This is a genomic window from Moorena sp. SIO4A5 (genome assembly GCF_010672005.1).
Classification (GTDB): Bacteria; Cyanobacteriota; Cyanobacteriia; order Cyanobacteriales; family Coleofasciculaceae; genus Moorena.
In genome coordinates, this window is the sequence record NZ_JAAHHZ010000334.1 from 1 (window position 1) to 5,077 (window position 5,077).

At 47.3% G+C, this 5,077-nt stretch carries 2 protein-coding genes; both read right to left on the reverse strand.

Annotated features, from left to right (window positions below):
• Nucleotides 1-248: 248 nt before the first annotated feature.
• Nucleotides 249-4,400, reverse strand: coding sequence for a non-ribosomal peptide synthetase (locus F6K57_RS36390; protein WP_293073017.1), 4,152 nt, complete (start codon nucleotides 4,398-4,400; stop codon nucleotides 249-251).
• A gap of 272 nt (nucleotides 4,401-4,672) precedes the next feature.
• A complete protein-coding gene (locus F6K57_RS36395) occupies nucleotides 4,673-4,846 on the reverse strand; it encodes a hypothetical protein (RefSeq protein WP_158069420.1) in 174 nt (57 codons plus the stop codon).
• Nucleotides 4,847-5,077 lie beyond the last annotated feature (231 nt).

Below are 5,077 nucleotides of genomic sequence, written 5' to 3' on the forward strand. Positions count from 1 at the left end.
TGTACGCAGACCGGCTAGCATCCGTTGGAAGCTGGTGCCATGGGTGCTAACTCGATAGGCTAATGTGGTTAAGCCAGGGGAATTGTAGTGAGATGTCATATGTATAGAACAGGGAGTGTGGGGAGATGGGGAGATGGGGAGATGGGGAGATGGGGGGATTTTTATTAAGGTTCATTATCCGGACATCCTATCCTGTATAATAGAACTGGGAACAGGTACGGTAGAGCCCTAATTATCCTGACATGATATTATTTGATCGCTGCCAGAGCGCGATCACGACAAAGCTTCAGCCGTTCAGCTAAAACCAGCACTTGGGGTTCCCGGATAACCGAGAAATGGTCGCCCGGAATTTCGTGTACTTCTATTTCCCCACCGACCAAATTGCGCCAACCTAGAGTGGGATCACCAGCTATGTCTATCGGCTGCTCACTGGCATTGAACAGGGCAATATTCCCTGGATAAGGTTGCGGTTCATAATTATAAGACGCAAAAGCCGTAGTTTTAAAAACCTCGAACAAGCTTTCAACATCCTCCACTTTTACCTCTTCCGGCAGCAAATCAAACATTTTAGCTCGTTCCAGGACATATCCCAATCGCTGCTCTGGCATCAGTTGTTGGAGTTGAGCGACAGATACCGGCACTTCCTTCCCCCGAGGAGCGCCCATTTCCTGAGCAAATTCTCTTGGATAGTAAATATCCAGACCCAAGTTTCTTCCAGGCGTGCTGTCAACTAGAAGCCTGTGGTGTTCTGGACCGGAGGATTGTATCAGTCCTAGCAATGCTAAGGTATCCCCTTGTTGGTGTAACTGTTGTGCCATTTCTAATGCTAAGTGACCGCCCACACAAAAACCAACTAAATAGTAGGGACCCCGAGGTTGAATAGTTTTAATCCCTTTGATGTGGTGAATAGCGAGGTCCTTGAGAGTGCTAAAAGGTTCCCGTTCCCCATTGAGACCGGGGGCTTGCAAGCCGTAAATCGGTTGCTCGGTCCCCAGATTGCGGACTAAATCGAGATAAAATAAGACAGTGCCGCTGCTGGCAGGGACTAAGAACAGAGGTGGTAAATTTCCATCGGGCTGCATTGCCACCAGGGTAGACATTGACCGAGAATCTGGGTCAGAGCGAATAGAAGTAGCAAGCTGCTCGATAGTCGGATTTTGTAACAGCGTGGCCAAAGATAGATTTTTGTCAAACTGCCGTTGAAGCCGAGCGATTAAAGCGATCGCTAACAACGAATGACCACCGATATCAAAGAAATTATCTCGGACTCCTACCGGAGAAACCTCTAAAACCTCCGACCAGATTTGTGCCAGTTGTAATTCAAGGGTATCCCGAGGTGCAATAAAATTAGCATTGCTACCGCTAGTTCCCTCCGGTGCGGGAAGGGCCCGGCGGTCAATTTTACCATTGGGAGTCAGGGGCAGGGAATCTAGGATCACAAAAGCCGAAGGCACCATATAGTCCGGCAGCTTTTGCTTGAGAAAAGCCCGCAGTTTCGCTGTCAGTTCTCGCACCTGCTTCCCATACAAAGGGTTATTGGCAAAATCGCTCCAATTCTTCCAAGGAGATAGAGAGCGAGGCCCATCGAAAACTATTGTCGGAACCACATAAGCCACGAGGCGCTTGTGACCGGATTGATCTTCCCGGACGATGACGGCACTTTGCCCAACTTCTGGGCGGGTCCCCAGTACCGCTTCGATTTCTCCTGGTTCGATGCGGAAGCCACGAATTTTTACCTGGTTGTCGATGCGACCGAGAAGTTCGATGTTACCGTCCGGGAGATAGCGTGCCTTATCCCCCGTTTTGTAAAGACGTGCTCCTGCCTCTTGGCTGAAAGGATTGGCAATAAACTTTTGCGCGGTTAATTCCGGACGGTTGAAATAGCCTCGGGCTAGACCCACACCCCCGATATGCAGTTCCCCCGGTACGCCGATGGGAACCGGTTGGAGAGCATCGTCGAGAATATAGAGAAGTATGTTGGCAAAGGGTTTGCCGATAGGAACTGGAGACTCTAGGGGTAGATTAATCTCGGTACTTTCAAAATAGCAACTGTCAATAGTTGCTTCGCTCGCTCCATAAGAATTTACTAACCGAGTTTGGGCACCGCAGAACTGTCTAAATTTTTGGTATTCTTTGACAGACCAACTATCAGAACCGATCACCAGTAATCCCATGAAATCGAGGTTTTGCTTGGTATTCTCCAAATACTCAATTAAATACCTCATCACTGCTGGCACAAATTCGGCACAATCGACTTGCTCTTGGAGCATCAACCGATACAGCTTTTCTGGTTCCAACAAAAATTCCCTCGGACAGAGAACTAATTTAGCTCCTGAACAAAGGGCTCGCACCCAATTTCCTGTAAAAACATCAAAGGAGAAACTCGCCATTTGCAGATGGCTGTTCTCTGGACTTAGTTGATAGGCTTGCTCCCAAGCTCGATAAGCATTCACCAGACTTTGATGCTCGACCTGCACCCCTTTCGGTTTTCCTGTCGAGCCTGAAGTGTAGATGACGTAAGCCAAAGAAGTCGGTTTGGCACGAAGCCCGAGATTTTCCTGACTATACTGAGAAATGACCGACCAATCTTTATCCAAGAAAACAATCCGCCCCTGGCTTTCTGGCAGTCGAGCCACGGATTTTTCTGAAGCCAACAGCAAAAACAGTTGGGAGTCTTGTAGTAGATAAGTCAGGCGATCGCGCGGATAGCTCGGGTCTAAGGGCAGATAAGCCCCGCCCGCTTTGAGAATGCCCAGCAATCCTACCATCATTTCGATAGAGCGCTCTACGCAAATCCCTACCATTTCCTCCAGACCGACTCCGATCGATTCTAAATAGCGAGCTAATTGATTGGCGCGATCGTTCAATTCTCGATAGGTAATTTTTTCCTGCTGAAAAACTACAGCCACCGAATCAGGCGTTCGTTGTACCTGCTCTTCAAATAACTGATGAATGCACTTATATTGGGGATAGTCTGTGAAATTATTGTTCCATTGCACTAACAATTGATGTGTTTCCTCTCCCGTCAGCAGGGGTAAAAACGCAATTTGCTGCTCTGGATTGGTGACAATGGACTCTAGCAAACAAATAAACTGTCTTGCCCAGCGGTGAATAGTTTTGGCATCAAACAGGTCGGCACTATATTCCCAGATCACATGGAGAGATTTGCCAATTTCCTCAATTCCCAAAATCAAATCAAATTCCGAACCCTGTTCGTGTACGGCTAAGTATGGCTCCATAGACAGTACTTCTTCCCCTGCCAGGCGCTCGGGTGTCTGCGGGTTGTACCAGCGATGCTTGCGCCAAGTGAAATCGACTTGAATTAGGGGATTTCGGCTGGCATCTCGGGGAGGGTTGAGCCGTTGTACTAATAAATCGAAGGGATAATCTTGATGAGCTTGTGCCTCTGTTACCGTTCGATGGATGCGGGCGAGAAATTCTGCGAAGGTAGGATTGTCTGCTAGATTTGCCCGCCATACCACCTCGTTGGCAAAGTAACCGACAATGCTTTTAAACTCCTCAACGCTCCACCTCGCTGCCATTGGGCTTCCTAGCAGGATGTCGTCTTGGCCTGATAAGCGATGTAACAGGACAAAGAAGGCAGCCAGCATAATCCGATAAAGACTGACTCCTTGCTCGGCAGCCAGTTGTCGCAGTTTCTTGATCAGTCCTCCATCAAGTTCGACAATATGGAATTCATTCCGACCGCTCAAAACCTTGGGTCGCCTTCTGTCTGTTGGCAAATTCAAAGTCGGTAAGGAGTCGGCGAGTGTTTGGTGCCAATAGCGAAAGAGTTCTTCTCCTCGGGCGGACTCTAGCATCTGAGTAGCCCAAGACACATAGTCGGCATATTGCCAAGGGGAATCTGGCAGCAAGTTAGCAATTTTTGCTTCTGGGAACTTCTTGACTTCTGCCGCATATAAAATTTGGAATTCTTTGAGAAGCAAGTCAAAGGACCACCGATCGCCTACAATGTGGTGCAGGGCGATTAATTGGACAAACTCTTGGGTTGAGCGGGCAAACAGCCCCAGCCGCAAGACCGGGCCCGTTTCTAAATTGAAGGGACCCTCTACTGCTACCAGAATTTGCGTCTTTAACTCGTCCTCGTCCCATCCAGAAGCGTCTGTTACCTCAATCTCAATCTTGGAGTCTTGACTAACTACTGCAACGGGTTTGCCGTCCCGAGTCCTATAGGTAGTTCGCAGAATCGAATGTCGTTCAACCAGCTTCTGCCATGCCCTCCGCCAAGCCTCTAGGTCCAACTCGACCGCCAGACGAGTGGTGATAAATATGTTGTAAGCTAAGCTTTCTGGATTCTTCTGGTATATGAACCATAAGGCTTGCTGTCCCTGTGAGAGAGGGAAAAAATACTGATCGTTTTCTCTAAATAGGTTCTGCATTCGGACTCTATGCAATAAGAATTTGAGAGTACTTTTCCAATTACTTACAGTTGTTTACCTACCTACCCCCAACCCTTTAAAATAGTGGATCAGTTGCTTGGCTTTGGCATTCAACTTTCTATAAATGAGTTACTTTTCATCAAATACAAAAAGACAACTGGGATTGTATCACAGGGCAAACGCCTATTGTGAATAAACCGGGGATAGTTCTCAATAAACCCTGGCTTTTTGTGCTTGTTGACAAGGCATTTTATACATATAGTGTTTATTTTCTATTGATAAAACACTATATATAGTAATCCTAAAGAATTTGTAAAATCTGCAAAATCTAAAATCCTTGGTGGGGAAGGGTTATAGCGATTCGGCGTTCGCGCAGCTTGGCCTACGGCCACAGCCGACGCGATCGCGAACGCGATCGCTTCTGCCACTATATTTCTATATTTCACGAATCATATAGGATTGCTATATAGGACAGACGAAAATTAGATGGGTTTTCCCTCTCACCCTCCCCACAATCCTTTGAGTTATAGATTTACAACAAGAAGGTGTACCCTCTAATCACAAACCGCCTTGTAAATAAAACTGACTTCTGCCATTTTCAGGAGTATCGGGGTTATTATCCAAACGAGCAACAGCTAATGGCTCAATCAAGATTTGACCTGCTGCCAATTCCCCTC

Bases quoted from the DNA above. Each gene is read 5' to 3' on its own strand.
- F6K57_RS36390 (WP_293073017.1), bottom strand. From the start codon at position 4,400: ATGCAGAACCTATTTAGAGAAAACGATCAGTATTTTTTCCCTCTCTCA.